The organism is Haemophilus paraphrohaemolyticus, from assembly GCF_002015045.1.
GTDB lineage: Bacteria > Pseudomonadota > Gammaproteobacteria > Enterobacterales > Pasteurellaceae > Haemophilus_A > Haemophilus_A paraphrohaemolyticus.
Map to the genome: position 1 here is coordinate 11,799 of NZ_MUXX01000005.1, position 14,318 is coordinate 26,116.

A 14,318-nucleotide genomic window follows, 5' to 3' on the forward strand; every position below is an offset into this window, starting at 1 on the left:
GTCGTTTACGGGGTGCATTATGCAGTTTTTTTCAGACACCGTCAAACGTTTTTTTACAAAAAATTAAAAATTCCGTTTATTCGATCTTTTTTTGTGCTAATTGTATTTTTTAACATCAAATTATCGAACTGAACGATATTTTTCACGGGCTTTAGATACTTTCTTCAAGTAATTTCTCGCCTGTGCTGATGGGTGAGCCGTGGTTAAAATACGATAAACAGCATCTGGAGAAAGCTCGTTAATGCGATCAATCGCTGCATATTTATCATAATCAAACACTTTTAATACCGCGCCTGCTCCGCTGTTATAAGCAGAAATCATCGCATAACTCATTGAAAGCGAGTTCGTAATCCCGTCCAAATACTCATCATGCAAAATGGTAAGGTACATCGTGCCCGCATCAATATTTTGCTCTGGGTTATATAAATAAGCACGATCTGGCTGCCCATCAAATCCTTTGCGAGCAAAAATATCACGCCCAGCCGTTTTTGGCACAACCTGCATCAAACCAATTGCATTAGCATAACTCACTGCATACGGGTTAAATGCCGATTCCACTTCCATAATCCCCAAAATCAAACTCGGCTCAATGCCGTAGCGTTTTGCCATCTTGCGAACAAGCGGTAAATATTGACGAGCACGAATTTCAATATGCCCTTCCACCATCTTAATTTGCACTACCGCCACATTTCGCCCATTTTTCAAACGACGTGTTGTAGCATTTTGCACCAAATAATTAGCAAAATCATTAGCAATCACCGCATTAGTCACAAAACGTCCATATTGGTCTTTTACCTGACCTGCAAGGAACGGATTCGCACTAATTGGCGTATCGCCAGAAGCAAAAAGGTCAATCCCTTTCGGGTCTCCACCCATCAATAGCGTGTGCACAATCGCATTTTTCAAGCGAGCCTGATCCGCCAACGTCTCAATCGTAATTATCCCGTCTTCAAACGAAATATGGCTACGGGTGTAATATTGGTCCGTATATTTTACGTAATCTTTTTTGGTCGCCACCAACAATTCTTGGCTGCCCCAAATATCGTCGATATTATGCGAAAACTGCCCCGTTAAAATATCTAGCCCGTTAGTATCTTTAAAATCGTAGTTATGATATTTGCTACCATGTCGTTTCGTCTGTTTTTTCGGGCTACTTCCACACGAAATCAAAAATGGAATCAACGCAATCAACGGCAAGTATTTAGTATATTTTTTCATTACAATAGCCTTACTCAACAGGTTTATAACCGTCGATGACCACTTCTTTGCCTTCAAACAAGAAATTTACCATCTCAGTTTCAAGCAATTTACGATGCTCAGGATTCATCATACTCAATTTTTTTTCATTCACTAACATCGTCTGTTTTTTGATCCACTCGCTCCACGCTTGCTTGCTGATTGAATCGAAAATACGTTTACCTAACTCACCAGGGTAAAGTTGAAAATCTAATCCTTCTGCTTCTTGTTTTAAATATTCACAAAATACGGTACGTGCCATAATCAATCCTTATTCTCTTGAGATAATTCATCTAAAATCCGCTTCACGGGCGTTGCTAAGCCTATTTCATTCGGTTGAACCAGATCATACCAATAATTCGCCTTTGAAGATACAAAATAGCGGGAATTTCCCTCATTTTCTGCAACACCAAGCGGCTGATTTTCTCTATTTTTTGGTACACCTAGTTCTACTAAAACAGGGGTAATATCTAAGTGAAAATGACTAAACGTGTGGCGAAATGCGTGCAAATATCGACTAATTTGCAGATTTTTATCAGAAATAAACCGCTTGAAACTTACCTCATCCTCAAACTGCGGGAAAACATACAACCCGCCCCACAAACCTTTCGCTTCCCTCTGTTCCAACAAAATACGAGTGCCTTGCTTCAATACCAGAAAATAGGCTTGTCGTTCGGGTAAAATTTTCTTCGGTTTCTTAGCAGGAAATTTTTCCCACGCCTCTAACTGATTCGCTTGGCAATCCTCCGCTAATGGACAAAGTGAACATTTTGGCTTAGTTCGGGTACAAATCATTGCCCCTAAATCCATCATCGCCTGATTGAAATCTGCCACTTGCTCGGTCGGCGTGACTTGAGCAGTTAAATGCCAAAGCTGATTTTCTACTGCTTTCTCGCCACTCCAACCCTCCACCGCAAAATAACGCGATAACACCCGTTTCACATTGCCATCCAAAATCGGATAAGGTGCATTTAACACCGAAGAAAGCACTGCCCCCGCCGTACTTCTGCCCACGCCAGACAACGCCAATACATCTTCAAATTGGGTAGGAAATTCACCCACGAATTGATCGCGAATCGTTTGTGCTGCCTTGTGTAAATTACGTGCCCGAGCGTAATAGCCCAACCCCGTCCAAAGGTGCAATACCTCATCAATATGGGCATTCGCCAAGTCCATTACCGTCGGAAAATGCTCGACAAACCGCTCAAAATAAGGAATGACGGTTGCCACCTGAGTTTGTTGCAACATCACTTCCGAAAGCCAAACTTTATAAAGTGTCTTATTTTGCTGCCACGGCAGATGTTTCCGCCCATACACCGCAAACCACGCCAACACCTTCCGGGCAAAAGGAGCGTTAGGGTTCGATTGAACAGTAAAAACGGAATTTGAGGAATTATTCATGAAAATAGGAACTTGAAAAATAAAAAGGGAAAGATGATACTGCAAGCGGTTAAATTTCTCAAAAGGTTTACAAATGACAACACCGATTTTAGGCTTCCACCATGTTGCCATCATTGCCAGCGATTACGCAAAATCTAAACATTTTTACACAGAAATTTTAGGAGCAGAAATCATCGAAGAAACCTACCGAGCTGAACGCCAAAGCTACAAACTCGATTTAAAATTTGCCGATGGGTCGCAGATTGAGCTGTTCAGTTTTCCCAATCCGCCCACTCGCCCAACCACACCTGAAGCCTGCGGCTTACCTTGGCATTTCGGGTAAAAAACGTAGAACAAGCGGTTGCATTCTTGGCAAGTTTTGCAACTGAATGTGAACCAATTCGAGTCGATGAGCTTACAGGCAAACGCTTTACGTTTTTCAGAGATCCTGATGGATTGCCATTGGAATTTTATGAAATCGACTAAAACTGTAAGATTCCGCCAAAATTTGACCGCTTGCTATTGAAAAACGAGCAATGCTCCCCAATTTACAAGGCAGTTTTTACCAAAAATAAAGGATCAACAATGACAACGATTGTATGTGTTCGTAAAGATGGCAAAGTGGCGATCGGTGGTGATGGTCAGGCAACATTAGGCAACTGTGTAGAAAAAGGCACTGTACGTAAAGTTCGCCGTTTATACAAAGATAAAGTCGTCACGGGCTTTGCAGGTTCAACCGCTGATGCATTTATTTTGCGTGATTTGTTTGAGAAAAAATTAGAACTGCACCAAGGGCATTTAGTGAAATCTGCGGTTGAATTGGCAAAAGAGTGGCGCACTGAACGTTCACTTCGCAAATTAGAAGCAATGATGATTGTGGCAAATGAAAGTGAATTTTTGCTCGTGTCAGGTTCTGGCGATGTGATTGAGCCGGAATTTGATGTATTAGCTATCGGTTCTGGCGGTAACTATGCCAAATCGGCAGCATTAGCCTTATTAAGAACAGAAAATAATCTGACCGCAAAAGAGATTGTGGCAGAGGCACTGAAAATTGCGGGCGATATTGATATCTACTCAAATCACAATCACGTTATCGAAGAAGTGTAAAAAAGCCCCCTCTTTAGAAAAGAGAAGTTAGGGGAGATTTGAAACGATCTTCCCTTTACAAATATTAGCGAAAAAATCACCGCTTGTAATAAATCTTCCCCAGCCCCTCATAAGTAAAGAGGGGTGTTTTTCAAGGAATAAATTATGTCAATGACCCCTCGTGAAATCGTCTCAGAATTAGACGCACATATTATCGGACAAACAGAAGCTAAACGTGCCGTAGCAATCGCATTGCGTAACCGCTGGCGCCGTATGCAGTTGCCAGAAGAACTTCGCCAAGAAGTAACACCAAAAAACATTTTAATGATCGGGCCAACTGGCGTGGGTAAAACTGAAATTGCTCGCCGTTTAGCAAAATTAGCTAATGCCCCATTTATCAAAGTCGAAGCCACAAAATTTACCGAAGTGGGTTACGTGGGGAAAGAAGTGGAGTCGATTATTAAAGACTTAACTGATGTTGCAGTCAAATTAGTGAAATCGCAAGCGGTAGAGAAAAACCGTATGCGTGCACAAGATGCAGCAGAAGATCGCATTTTAGATGTATTGTTACCACCAGCAAAAGATCAGTGGGGTAACGTACAAGAATCTGATAACACTTCAACTCGCCAAATTTTCCGTAAAAAATTATGTGAAGGTCAGCTTGATGACAAAGAGATCGAAATTGATGTGGCGGCACAAGTGAGCGTAGAAATTATGACGCCACCGGGCATGGAAGATATGACATCTCAGCTGCAATCTTTGTTTGAAGGGATGTCGCCAAACAAAACGAAAAAACGCAAAATGAAAATCAAAGATGCGTTAAAAGTGATGTTAGATGAAGAAGCGGCGAAATTAGTCAACCCTGAAGAGTTGAAACAACAAGCGATTGAAGCGGTTGAACAACACGGCATCGTCTTTATTGATGAGATTGATAAAATCTGTAAAAAAGGCGAACATTCTGGTGGAGATGTCTCTCGTGAAGGGGTTCAACGCGATTTACTGCCTATTATTGAAGGCTCAACAGTAAACACCAAACATGGTATGGTAAAAACTGACCATATTCTCTTTATCTGTTCAGGTGCATTCCAAGTGGCTCGCCCATCAGATTTATTGCCAGAATTACAAGGTCGTTTACCAATTCGTGTAGAACTCAAATCGCTTACCAAAGATGATTTTGAACGTATCTTAACTGAGCCAAATGCTTCACTGACTCTCCAATATCGCGAGCTAATGAAAACCGAAGGGGTAGAAGTGGAATTTACCCAAGATGGTATTAGCAAAATTGCGGAGTCCGCTTTCCGCGTGAATGAAAAAACCGAAAACATCGGTGCCCGCCGTTTACATACGGTGTTAGAACGTCTAATGGACGGCATTTCATTTGATGCAAATGAACGCAGCGGCGAAAAAATTGTGATCGATGAGAAATACGTTTCTGAAGCGTTAAATGATGTGGTGGAGAATGAGGATTTGAGTAGATTTATTCTGTAGTTATTTAAAAGGGTCTTAATTTAAATTAAGACCCTTTTTATAGGATTTTTATATGGACAACTTAATAAAAGAAATCTTATTAATTATTTTAGCTCCTGCTGCAGCAATTATAACTTCATGGCTTAACTCTCGCTCTACGTTAAAGTCTATAAAAATAAATAATGACTTTCAAATCAGTCGTGATGAAAGGCTATTCCAAAAAGAATTAGAGAAGATCAAACTAGAACAAACAAGACTAGATTTACTTCATGTATATAAAAATTTATGCTTGCTACAAAGAGAGTTTTCTCTTACTAGTATGAACATTGATTGGGAGAATAATCTTCATGAACAAGAATATAATAAGAAATATTTTAAATTATGTAATAGTTTTGATAATTCTAGAGCAATCATAGCTATATCATATCCAGAGTTATTATCCGAATTTGATGATATTTACGGGAAAATGAATATATATTGGGGTAACTTTAATAACTTACTAAGGCAGAATAGGTTAGACAAAAGCATTGAATCACAATATTCTTGGCATCAAAAAACCTTTGAAGCATCACAAGAAATAGTAAGAAAAATACAAGAAGTAAAACACTTATTATCCCAAATAAAATAAAAACATGATCTGCCCCCCAAAAGTTGGACAGGTTAGTTAACTTAAATATTGAGCTCGGTATTGCACTGGGCTCAATCCTCTTAAACCAAGTTTAATTCGTTTTTGGTTGTAATACACTAAATATTCTTCAATTTCAGCCTGTAATTCAGCAATTGAATGATAACTCCGTGAGTAAAAATACGCTGATTTTAGTATCGCAAAAAAACGTTCAATCACCGCATTATCGTAGCAATTTCCTCGGCAACTCATACTTTGCACCGCTTTACCCTCCAACATTTTCACCCATTCCGCCGAACCATACAATACGCCTTGGTCGCTATGAATAATCGGGCATTCTGTCGGTTTAATCCTACTAAGCCCTTGTTCTAACATCTTTTTTTACCAATGAAAACTTCGGGCGTGTCGCAAAGTTATAGGCAATAATTTCTCGGTTAGCCAAGTCCATCAACGGTGAAAAATAAAGCTTTTCTTACGTAAAATGGAATGAATACCTAACTCATTCATCAGCTTTAACACCGTTTTATGATTCAAATGAAAACCCATTTGGCGTAATTTAAACGTCATGGGGCGATAACCATCTCGTTTTCTGTTCTTTTTATACAGCGATAAGATAGCTTCTTTAGCTTCGTGATAATTTCGCTTAATCTCTTTATAGTAAAAGCTTGAGCGAGGCATTTTAGCCACACGAAGTAAATCATTTAATGCGTGGTTTGGCTTCAATCTTTCAATAATTTTTCTTTTTTCTGTCGTTGTTTTTGACGGTCGAGCGTCTCCAACTCCTTTAGATAAGCAATCTCCGCTCGAGCCACGGCGAGCTCTCGCTGCAGCTTTTTAAACGCTTTAGGTGAAAAGTCTGTGGTTTCTGGAATTTCAATGTCTTTCTTTTTCATCTTTGGCTTCACTATTTTCGGTGTTTGAAGGTTTGTATGAGGCGATTTTACGCCATCAAGCCCTCTTTCCCGAAATGCTTTTAGCCAATAAATGACGAGAGCGTGGGAAATTTGATGAAGTTTAGCTACCTCACGGATACCATAATCCTGTTCGATGACGAGTTTGATAATTTTCAAACGAAATTGATAAGAGTAGGACATAATCTGCACCTCAAATTAGGTGTCCAGGTTTTAGGGTGCAGATCACTTTGATTAGAATCCTATTCGTCTTCTTGTTGCAGAAAACGCTGGTTTCACTTCACATTCCCCTTGTAGTGCCATCAGCCAATCTTGCACCTTGTGAAAAGGGGAAAATTGGTGACGGCGAGCCACTGCAGCAAAATCTCCTGGCGTCAGCAAATTAAGCGATTCAATCTGACTTAAATCCTCTTCCGATAACAACGGCAACCCTAAAATTTCCGCCTGTTGTTTAGCAAAATCTAAACGCTGTTTCAGCGTTAAATAATCAAACTTCAATTTTAAATCAAAACGGCGTAAGGCTGCTGGATCAAGCACCTAAATTAAATTTGTTGATACCACCATCAGCTCTTCAAAGCGTTCAATTTGTGTCAACATTTCATTCACTTGTGAACGCTCCCAGCTTCGATTTGCACCCTCTCGAGAAAATAAGAATGTATCCACTTCATCTAACACCAATAACGCATTATCAGCTTTCGCTTGTTCAAAGGCTTGAGCAATATTTTGTTCTGTCCCACCCACATAAGGATTAAGTAAATCTGAGCCTTGTTTTAACAACAATGGCATATCCAACTGTTCAGCAAGCCATGCTGCCCAAGCGGTTTTCCCTGTTCCCGGCGGGCCATAGCAACAAATTCGTCCTTTTTTCGACCGTTTTAACCCTTCACTAATACGATGAATATTGTCATTACAAGCCACATAATCCAAGTTATAGTCGGCTTTGCCTAAAACAAGCGGTTCGATTTTCGGTTTATTTTGCGATTTTAATGTTTGATTAAACATCATAAGCAACGTCTCCGCAAAATTTGACGTATTGAGTTCCTTTACCACCCGAATTGTGCGGTTTAAAATTGCAGGCGTTAATGACCGCACTTTAGCAAAATGCTGCACATAGGCTGGACTTAATTTTCCCTCGGCTAACTGCGTAATGAGTGCTGATTTATTTTTCAACGGCAAATCAGGCATTTCTAAAATAAGATCAAAGCGGCGTAAAAAAGCAGGATCTATGCCAGAAACCGAATTAGATAGCCAAATCATTGGCACATTATTGTTTTCCAATAACTGATTCATCCAAGCCTTATTTTTCTGCGCCACAGAATGCCCAAAAAAACCAGCATCAAAAACATCTTCAATTTCATCAAAAATCAATAACGAAGATTGCCCTTCTAAAATCTTTTGTGCAACACGGCATTTATTCAAACGCTCTTCCGCTCGGATCACTTCCTCATTTTCATCCATATAAGTAATATTATGTGCCGAAACACTCACTGCTTTTGCTAATAACGTTGCGAACTCTGTTTTTCCTGTACCTGGTGCACCATAAATTAAAATATTCACACCTTTTCTACGGGTAGCGAATGAGGACTGAAGATAATCCAGCATCATTGTTTTCATCTCGTTTAAATAAGCAAAATCGTCTAAACTCAAACTAGATTCAATAGCTGGTTTTGTACAAGCTTTTAATAACACCTGCTTATTTAATGGTTCTGAGATAAATTCATCAAAATCTAACATTTTTCCCCAATCCAAATAGTCATGGAACCTATCTGGATTATAGTTTCGTTCAAGCAAGCCATAACCTAATAGTTTTCCCTTATCTTTTAAGGCAGAAATAATGTCTGATTTTGGCAAACCAAATAAATTTGATAATAACTCACTTACCCCTACCAAATTAGATTTTGGTAATGCCTCGCTCAATTTTTTCAACGGCTCATCTAAGCGTAGCTGAACCGATAAACGGAAAAGCGTCTGCTCAGTAGTATTCAATGATAATAATTGGGTCAGCGTATCAATATTTTGTTCAATAATTGGATTCTCGTTTGTATAAAGAGCGGTCAATTTTGGCAACGTTTTATTTCATGCTTGTAATAATTTTTTTACTTTCGAACGAAAATCATCGCAACGCTCCATTTCACTCGGTAAACCTAAAGCCGCTGCAATATTGTCATAGTGCCAAACATTTTCATTAAAAACCTCTGCGAATCCTTGATATTCTAATAAAAGTTGCAACATTAATTTTTCGGTATAAGGGGAAACTGATGGTGGGTTAAGTTTGAATTTAGACATAATCATTACTCCAATAAAAAATGCTCAAACCTAATGGGTTTGAGCATAGTTTAAGAAGTAGAGCGACAGATTGTGTCGTTATGATTTAGAAATATTGGGAATTGGTGTGTTTAACAACATCCACATCTCTTCCCCATGCTTTAATATCTCCTCAGTTTTCCAATTATTAAGCTCTTTTGTTTTTTCCATCATTAAAGCCTGTTTTAGACTATCATAATTTTCATCTTGATAATAAGTACATTTAGCTTCAGGTGTTAAATTACTTAAACGAGAGTTTTTACTTTGAGATAACAAATACAAGTTACCAAAATTATCTAAAGTCTTTTTCTCTAATCTCTCTAACTCATGTTCTTCTGAAGGGTGCTGTGGATAATGATGCTCAACAGAACTTCTGAATGTAAATCTAAATTTTTTCCAAATAGCCTCTTTATTTTTAATAGTTAACCATTTGTCATTTTCTGACAAAATTTCTACTTTTTGTTCTTGTTCTTGTTCTTGTTCGTGGAAAAATTTCCATAACTGATAATCTAATCGATTAAATATAAAGTTAGGAACATTTACTCCATCATCCCAATCTTTTTTATCTCCTGAGTTTAATTCAAATTCTACTTTATCCAATATAATATCTGTAATATCTTTTCCTTGGCAGTTATTACCAAAATAGAATTTATCACAAAGATCTTCTAGAAAATCAATATAGTTACTGGGAGTTATATTATCCTTATTCTTAAATAACCAACGTAATACAGCATACAACCAATTTTTATAACTATGAGATGTGTTAGAAACATGGAACATTGAAAGTAACATCACTGCTTTTTTTGTAGGATCACTATCCTTAAGTTCTTCATCATCATTTTTATTTTCAGTATTGTCACTAAATGAATTTTTATAGTAATAATTTGAACTACTACGCATAATCTTCCATAACGACCAATTTTCTTCTCCAGTTCTAATTGTGCTAGATTTGATAACATAACGATCAAAAAGATAGCGACAAGTAAATAAAACAAAAATGAACTTTCTAACTTCCCTATCATTATCTTTAAAGCTTTCTTCGTAAGACTTTAATAAGAACTTCTCATCTAATGACACATTTTGAGTAAAATCTTGATCTTTATTATATTCTTCTAAATGAATTCTTAAAACATGCATTAAGAAATTAGGAAAATTAATTACTGAAGTAAATGCACCATCATATTTATCTTCTAAATACCCATCTTTTATTTCTATTTTTTTCTTGCTATCAAGAAGATCTACGATTTTCTTTCCGTCCTCTTCTTTATTTCCTTTACCTCTATTAAGTTCATTGGCTACTTTTAAAATTTCCTTTCTAAAAACTCTAGGTGTTTTCTGCCAATCATTACCAAAAATGACTTCTCTTAACTCAGAGTTAACCCCCGTAACAACATAACGACTCATATCAGAACAAGCATCCCAGATTTTTGCAAATAATGATTGCTCAGATATTGGCAACTCCTTCATCAAACGAGCTTTTAGAATTTCATGCTTTTCAAGCTGTTCTCCACGGGTATTCATAATTTCGAAATAATGGTTTAAATCTGTACCTTCTGGCACTTCAGTTCGAATGATTTCAACTTTATCCAAAAGGAACTTTACAATTTCATCTTTATTATTCCCCCATTCATCAATTACTTTCTTAATTGTTTTTAATGCTTGTGAAAAATTACTTGGTAATTTTTCAGAATTAAGATTGGATAATGCTTGTTCAGATTCATCTCGATGTTCAAAAAAAACATTTCTAAAACCTAATTTGCCAAGATGATGCATTATTAACGTAAGTGTTGTTAGTCTTTGCTGGCCATCAATCACTTCAAAATCATCATTTTCTCGGCGATAGACAACTAAGCTTCCAATATAATATTTTTTATCTTGTTCTTTATTTTTTTCACAAGCATTTTTTATATCTTGAAGTAATGAACTAATTTCATTATCACCCCAAGCATAATTACGCTGGTAGATTGGAATAATATAGTTACATTTATTATCATTATCAAATAAATCAGACACGGTTAATGTTTTTACATATTTTATATTATTAGTCATCTTATACTCCAAAAACTTCTTTTATTTTACCATCTATATTTCCATTTACATTTGGAAAAGCTACTGTATCTTTAATTAACGAGAGTCTTAAAGGATATTTTAATACTTGAGATGGTGTTAAAGAACGCTCTATATGGGAAAGTAATCCACTTTTTGAGCAAGCTTCATCTTCTACTATTTTAAATGGGATACGTTGATGTTTAAAGCGAATCAGGTAAACCCATAAAAATGCTTTACTTATAAATTCATCTAAATATACTTCACCAAATTTATCAAAATAGAATAATACGGTACATTCGAATAAATTTTTCAAATATTTATCTCCTACTCGATAGCAATACTCTTGATTGTTAAGAAAAGTATTTACGCCTTTTTCTATATCTTTACCGTTAATTTTTTTCACTTTATCAACAAGCCCACTTCCTTCTTTAAATAATTTTTCATAGAGCTCAGAATAATACTGAACATAATCAAAAAATTGCTCTCCATTTATTAGAGTTTGTATTGTTTGAAAACTTGTCTTCACAAATCTTGGATGATAAAACATAGGATTTTGTTGTGCTAATTTCTCTACAACCTTTGTTGAAAACAGTGGACTAAGATAAGGATAGGTAGCACCTTCTGATACACCTTTAAATGTCTCTAGCTCGTCCGATGTAAAAACCTCTCCGCTTTCTTGATAGTGCCATCGGCGTAATCTAAAAAGAATATAGTTGATAATTTTATCTAAGTTATTAATTTCTTGAGAAAGTGCAGATTTCTCCCAACGTTCAACACAATGATGAATAATCTCTTTTGGCTTATCTTCCATTTCTCGTAAATGATAAGCTTTCAGCAAATCATAAGATTCTAAAGGTTTCCCTCTTGAGTTTTGTGAGTCAAAAAATTGGAAGGCTTCGTCTAAATCATCTAATTCAACATAAACCATCTCACAAATTTCTAAAAGATACTTTTTAAATGCTTCCTTATGGGAAATAGAATAATTTTTAATAAAATTATAATTATTAATTATATTACTCTTACTAAGAGTATGTGCTACACCCTCATCTAATAAAGACTTATCCATGAATTTTTTTTCATTATTCAAATAATAAAGTAATAATGAAAGCGTAATTAAACGTTGCTGACCATCAACAATATCTAACTTTTCTTCAATTTTTTTAGTTTCTTTGTTTTCTTCATTATATTTATGTATTACCACTGTTCCAATTCGATAAACTTGTTGTTGATTACGGAAATGTGTCAGTAAATCATCAAGTAATTGTTGAACGTGTTTTATTGTCCATTTATATGGTCTTTGATAATCAGGAATGCTCAACTTCAAATCAAATACATCTTTAATCTTGAGTATTTTTGCTTTTTCTTCACTCATAATAATTTGGGTTCCTTAGAATATTTTTATAATATAAATCAAAATGCACAGATTATAACCGATAAATCATCATAAAATCCTTGTTTAGCAATTAATTTACGGCAAACAGTCAATCTTGATTTATCATTATCATATTGTTTCCAAATCTTTTCTCTTACTTCAGCAGAAAGGCCATCTGTTAATCCATCAGAGCAAAGTAATAAACTTTCTCCTTGCTGAATTTCAGTTTCTTGATAAAAAATTTTATCTTGAAATTCAGAATAATCGGCGACTAAACAAGAAGAAACGCCACCATAAATCGTGGCAAAATCGTCTTCTTTTTTATCGAGGAAATCAGCCAATAATTCAGAAAGAATTGAATGATCTTGGGTAATCTGTTGCCAGTTTCCTTGAGTATCAATCAAATAAGCACGACTGTCGCCTACGCTCAGAATTTTCGCTTTACGGGTAATTTGATCAATTTCGGCAGCCACAAACGTGGTCGCCGAACCGAAATAATCCTCCGCTAATTCTGCTGATAAACTGGATTGTAAATCGTAGATCGTTTGGCGACTTAGGCTTTCCATTTTGCTTAATAATTGCATAGCCAATTTGCTCGCTTTTTCAGGTCGGTTGTTATTGGAAATTCCATCTGCCACGCCCACAATAAAGTGCGGTCGGTTTTCAAGACATTTTTCAGCTGTTTTGAGTTTATATTGAAACACCGCTTCGCCATTAAAAAGAGCATCTTGGTTGTGTCGCTTGTTGCTGCCAATTTGTTGGCAGAAGGTAATTTCGCAAAAATTTTCCATTATTCAACCGCTTGTTGAGAAGGATTTAGAAGGCTATCAATCGCTTTTAGGGCATCTAACGCTTTCATTTCTAGACTTAAAAAGTGCATTTTCGGCACACCTTCATCTTGTGGGTTAATACGGATAAATCCGCCCTTTTTTGCTTTCGCCGTACGCTCAGAAAAGCGACGCACAGTTGGAATGGCTTTCCCTGCCCCCAGTTCGATGACGACGAGATTTTGCACTTCTTTTAACCACGATTCTAACCGCACTTTTTTAAAATCCTGATATTGACTTGCGTAACTCCAATCATTAAACATTAGTACATTTTGACGAGCAAAGCCCCCACAATAAGGACAATGTGGTTTTTCACTGGTTAAACATAAGTTTTCATTGTCCACGACAGGTTGAAAACTTGATGCAGACCGACTTAATCCTCGACAATTATTGACACACTGAAGACGCTCCAAAGTACCGTGTACTTCATAAACATGGCTATCATCAAAACCAGCCTTTTGAAAATGCCCATCAACATTACTGGTAAAAACAAAATATCCGTGAGATTTAGCTTCCGCCCAGCGTTTTAAAATCTGATACCCTTCGTGAGGAATAGTATTTCGGTATTGAACTAATCGATGCCCATAAAACCAATAGGCAAGTTCCTGATTATGCTTATAAGCTAGTGGCGTCGCGATCTCTTCAAAAGATATATTATGTTCTTTAAACATAGGATAAGCATTCCAAAATCCACCAACGCTGCGGAAATCGGGCAGCCCAGAATCCACGCTCATACCCGCACCAGCTGTAATTAAAATGCCATCCGCTTTTCGGATAAGTTCCACTGCATAATTCAAATCATTTTTCATAATACTTTTCTCTGTCCACTTTTCATTGATGAAATAATACCCGCTTGTTCCAACTGTTCTAAAATTTGTCCAGCTCGATTAAAACCCAACATAAATCTGCGTTGAATCATCGAGCAAGATGCAACTTTTTGTTGTTGCACAAATTTTTTTACATCCTCAAAAAGTGGATCTCTTGCCATAATTACTTTCATTGCCATTATTTGCTCCTTTTTCTTAATTAAAGGCTTTATAAATATGTAAGAAGTAAAGAAT

At 36.7% G+C, this 14,318-nt stretch carries 14 protein-coding genes and 2 pseudogenes; 4 read left to right on the top strand and 12 right to left on the bottom strand.

Annotated elements, in window-relative coordinates; all coding sequences use genetic code 11:
• Positions 1-120: 120 nt before the first annotated feature.
• Genes mltC through mutY form a run of 3 tightly spaced genes read right to left on the bottom strand, consistent with a single transcriptional unit; the run spans position 121 to position 2,637 of the window.
• Entirely contained in the window at positions 121-1,218 is a 1,098-nt protein-coding gene (mltC, locus tag B0184_RS03880) for a membrane-bound lytic murein transglycosylase MltC (protein WP_005708938.1), read from the bottom strand.
• Positions 1,219-1,228: 10 nt separating this feature from the next.
• Complete coding sequence (locus B0184_RS03885; RefSeq protein ID WP_005706474.1) at positions 1,229-1,498, bottom strand: oxidative damage protection protein; 270 nt, start codon at positions 1,496-1,498, stop codon at positions 1,229-1,231.
• Positions 1,499-1,500: 2 nt separating this feature from the next.
• The gene (gene mutY, locus B0184_RS03890) at positions 1,501-2,637 is read right to left on the bottom strand and encodes an A/G-specific adenine glycosylase (RefSeq protein ID WP_039851442.1); all 1,137 of its coding nucleotides are present in this window, start codon (positions 2,635-2,637) and stop codon (positions 1,501-1,503) included.
• 73 nt (positions 2,638-2,710) lie between these two features.
• Between mutY and gloA2 the strand changes: the two are divergent.
• The 4 genes and pseudogenes from gloA2 to B0184_RS03910 all read left to right on the top strand — a co-directional run bounded on the left by gloA2 (position 2,711) and on the right by B0184_RS03910 (position 5,797).
• A pseudogene (gene gloA2 / locus B0184_RS03895) lies at positions 2,711-3,102 on the top strand (SMU1112c/YaeR family gloxylase I-like metalloprotein).
• A gap of 99 nt (positions 3,103-3,201) precedes the next feature.
• Complete coding sequence (gene hslV, locus B0184_RS03900; RefSeq protein WP_005708936.1) at positions 3,202-3,723, top strand: ATP-dependent protease subunit HslV; 522 nt, start codon at positions 3,202-3,204, stop codon at positions 3,721-3,723.
• Between the two features lie 141 nt (positions 3,724-3,864).
• Positions 3,865-5,190, top strand: coding sequence for an HslU--HslV peptidase ATPase subunit (gene hslU, locus B0184_RS03905; protein WP_186334909.1), 1,326 nt, complete (start codon positions 3,865-3,867; stop codon positions 5,188-5,190).
• Positions 5,191-5,242: 52 nt separating this feature from the next.
• A complete protein-coding gene (locus B0184_RS03910) occupies positions 5,243-5,797 on the top strand; it encodes a hypothetical protein (protein WP_039851440.1) in 555 nt (184 codons plus the stop codon).
• Between the two features lie 36 nt (positions 5,798-5,833).
• On the opposite strand, the gene B0184_RS10630 is transcribed toward B0184_RS03910, so the two are convergent.
• The 9 genes and pseudogenes from B0184_RS10630 to B0184_RS03955 all read right to left on the bottom strand — a co-directional run bounded on the left by B0184_RS10630 (position 5,834) and on the right by B0184_RS03955 (position 14,263).
• On the bottom strand, positions 5,834-6,169 hold the full coding sequence (locus B0184_RS10630) for an IS3 family transposase (protein WP_208609337.1): 336 nt from the start codon (positions 6,167-6,169) through the stop codon (positions 5,834-5,836).
• A 72-nt stretch (positions 6,170-6,241) separates the two neighbouring features.
• Positions 6,242-6,472 (bottom strand): IS3 family transposase, encoded by a 231-nt coding sequence (locus B0184_RS10785; RefSeq protein ID WP_078177616.1) that lies wholly within the window; start codon positions 6,470-6,472, stop codon positions 6,242-6,244.
• A gap of 41 nt (positions 6,473-6,513) precedes the next feature.
• Complete coding sequence (locus B0184_RS03925) at positions 6,514-6,888, bottom strand: transposase (RefSeq protein ID WP_078177610.1); 375 nt, start codon at positions 6,886-6,888, stop codon at positions 6,514-6,516.
• A gap of 51 nt (positions 6,889-6,939) precedes the next feature.
• A pseudogene (locus B0184_RS03930) lies at positions 6,940-8,991 on the bottom strand (AAA family ATPase).
• Between the two features lie 78 nt (positions 8,992-9,069).
• On the bottom strand, positions 9,070-11,058 hold the full coding sequence (locus B0184_RS03935) for a DUF262 domain-containing protein (RefSeq protein ID WP_005709216.1): 1,989 nt from the start codon (positions 11,056-11,058) through the stop codon (positions 9,070-9,072).
• Between the two features lies 1 nt (position 11,059).
• Complete coding sequence (locus B0184_RS03940) at positions 11,060-12,430, bottom strand: DUF262 domain-containing protein (protein ID WP_005709208.1); 1,371 nt, start codon at positions 12,428-12,430, stop codon at positions 11,060-11,062.
• A gap of 38 nt (positions 12,431-12,468) precedes the next feature.
• Positions 12,469-13,221, bottom strand: a complete 753-nt coding sequence (locus tag B0184_RS03945; RefSeq protein WP_005709237.1) for a PP2C family protein-serine/threonine phosphatase — start codon at positions 13,219-13,221, stop codon at positions 12,469-12,471.
• On the bottom strand, positions 13,221-14,066 hold the full coding sequence (locus B0184_RS03950; protein WP_005709222.1) for an SIR2 family NAD-dependent protein deacylase: 846 nt from the start codon (positions 14,064-14,066) through the stop codon (positions 13,221-13,223). Before B0184_RS03950 ends, B0184_RS03945 begins: the two co-directional genes overlap by 1 nt.
• A complete protein-coding gene (locus B0184_RS03955; protein WP_005709191.1) occupies positions 14,063-14,263 on the bottom strand; it encodes a DNA translocase FtsK in 201 nt (66 codons plus the stop codon). The genes B0184_RS03950 and B0184_RS03955 overlap by 4 nt, the downstream gene beginning before the upstream one ends.
• Positions 14,264-14,318 lie beyond the last annotated feature (55 nt).

Bases quoted from the DNA above. Each gene is read 5' to 3' on its own strand.
- mltC (WP_005708938.1), bottom strand. From the start codon at position 1,218: ATGAAAAAATATACTAAATACTTGCCGTTGATTGCGTTGATTCCATTT.
- B0184_RS03885 (WP_005706474.1), bottom strand. From the start codon at position 1,498: ATGGCACGTACCGTATTTTGTGAATATTTAAAACAAGAAGCAGAAGGA.
- mutY (WP_039851442.1), bottom strand. From the start codon at position 2,637: ATGAATAATTCCTCAAATTCCGTTTTTACTGTTCAATCGAACCCTAAC.
- hslV (WP_005708936.1), top strand. From the start codon at position 3,202: ATGACAACGATTGTATGTGTTCGTAAAGATGGCAAAGTGGCGATCGGT.
- B0184_RS03910 (WP_039851440.1), top strand. From the start codon at position 5,243: ATGGACAACTTAATAAAAGAAATCTTATTAATTATTTTAGCTCCTGCT.
- B0184_RS10630 (WP_208609337.1), bottom strand. From the start codon at position 6,169: ATGTTAGAACAAGGGCTTAGTAGGATTAAACCGACAGAATGCCCGATT.
- B0184_RS10785 (WP_078177616.1), bottom strand. From the start codon at position 6,472: ATGCCTCGCTCAAGCTTTTACTATAAAGAGATTAAGCGAAATTATCAC.
- B0184_RS03925 (WP_078177610.1), bottom strand. From the start codon at position 6,888: ATGTCCTACTCTTATCAATTTCGTTTGAAAATTATCAAACTCGTCATC.
- B0184_RS03935 (WP_005709216.1), bottom strand. From the start codon at position 11,058: ATGACTAATAATATAAAATATGTAAAAACATTAACCGTGTCTGATTTA.
- B0184_RS03940 (WP_005709208.1), bottom strand. From the start codon at position 12,430: ATGAGTGAAGAAAAAGCAAAAATACTCAAGATTAAAGATGTATTTGAT.
- B0184_RS03945 (WP_005709237.1), bottom strand. From the start codon at position 13,221: ATGGAAAATTTTTGCGAAATTACCTTCTGCCAACAAATTGGCAGCAAC.
- B0184_RS03950 (WP_005709222.1), bottom strand. From the start codon at position 14,066: ATGAAAAATGATTTGAATTATGCAGTGGAACTTATCCGAAAAGCGGAT.
- B0184_RS03955 (WP_005709191.1), bottom strand. From the start codon at position 14,263: ATGGCAATGAAAGTAATTATGGCAAGAGATCCACTTTTTGAGGATGTA.